1 protein-coding gene and 1 pseudogene are annotated in these 1,218 nt (G+C 64.4%); both read left to right on the forward strand.

The window, feature by feature from the left end:
• Positions 1-514 (forward strand): annotated as a pseudogene (locus RCO31_RS34575) (IS21 family transposase); the annotation flags it as partial.
• Between the two features lie 8 nt (positions 515-522).
• The coding region (gene istB / locus RCO31_RS34580; protein WP_041960795.1) for an IS21-like element ISFK1 family helper ATPase IstB at positions 523-1,218 on the forward strand (696 nt) is incomplete at its 3' end.

Genomic DNA, 1,218 nt, shown 5'->3' on the forward strand with positions numbered 1-1,218 from the left:
CATCAAGACACTCGTCGACGAACTCAATGCTCGTCAAATGCGTGGCTTCGGCTCAAGCCGCGCCGAACTGTTTGCCGAACTCGACAAACCCAAGCTAACCCCGCTGCCAGATCAGCCTTATGCCTTCGCACGCTGGAAGCGCTGCCGCCTCGCTCCCGATTATCATGTCGAGGTCGACGGCCATTGGTACTCCGCGCCGTATCGTCTGATTGGCGAGCTGGTCGATGCCCGTATCGACGATCGGACGGTCGAGATCTTCCACAAGGGCCAGCGGATCGCCAGCCATGCCCGCGCGCCCAACCGACGCGGACACACCACCATCGCCGACCACATGCCCAGCGCCCATCGCCGCTACGGCAAATGGACCCCCGCCGCGGTGATCGCCGCCGGCGAGCGGATCGGTCCTTCGACAGCAGCGTTTTTCCAGGCCGCGATCGACGCCCGGCCCCATCCAGAACAAGGCTTTCGAACCTGCCTTGGCATTCTGGCGCTCGTCAAAAGCTACGGCGCCGACTGACCGGAATGGCCAAGGCCTTCGAGGAGCAGCGCCGATCGCCCGATCTCGAAGCCCTGCCGTTCGAAGATCGCATCGGCCTGTTGGTCGACCGCGAAGCCGCCGAACGCGACACCAGGCGGCTCACCACGCGCCTCAAGATCGCCGCACTGCGCCAGACTGCTTGCGTCGAGGACGTCGATCTGCGCACCCCGCGGGGCATCGACCGCGCCGTTTTCGCCAAACTCGTCGAAGGTCGCTGGATCGATCGCCACGAGAATTTGCTCGTCACCGGGGCAACCGGCCTGGGCAAAAGTTGGTTAGCCTGCGCGCTCGGCCACAAGGCCTGCCGCGACAACCGATCAGTCCTCTATCATCGCGTTCCAAGGCTGTTCGAGGCGCTCGCGCTCGCGCGCGGAGACGGACGCTACGCCCGGCTCCTCAAAAGCCTCGGCCGCGCTCAGCTTCTGATTTTGGATGATTGGGGACTATCGGTGCTCACCGCCGCGGAACGCCGCGATCTGCTCGAAATCCTCGAGGACCGACATGGCCGCGCATCCACCATCGTCACAAGTCAGCTCCCCGTGGACACCTGGCATGGAGCCATTGGGGACCCCACGGTCGCCGACGCCATTCTCGATCGCCTCGTCCACAACGCCCACCGCCTCCAGCTCACCGGAGAAAGCATGCGAAAACGCAGCGCCAAAACCATCACCCTTGACGGC

The organism is Bradyrhizobium sp. LHD-71, from assembly GCF_031157255.1.
Classification (GTDB): Bacteria; Pseudomonadota; Alphaproteobacteria; order Rhizobiales; family Xanthobacteraceae; genus P52-10.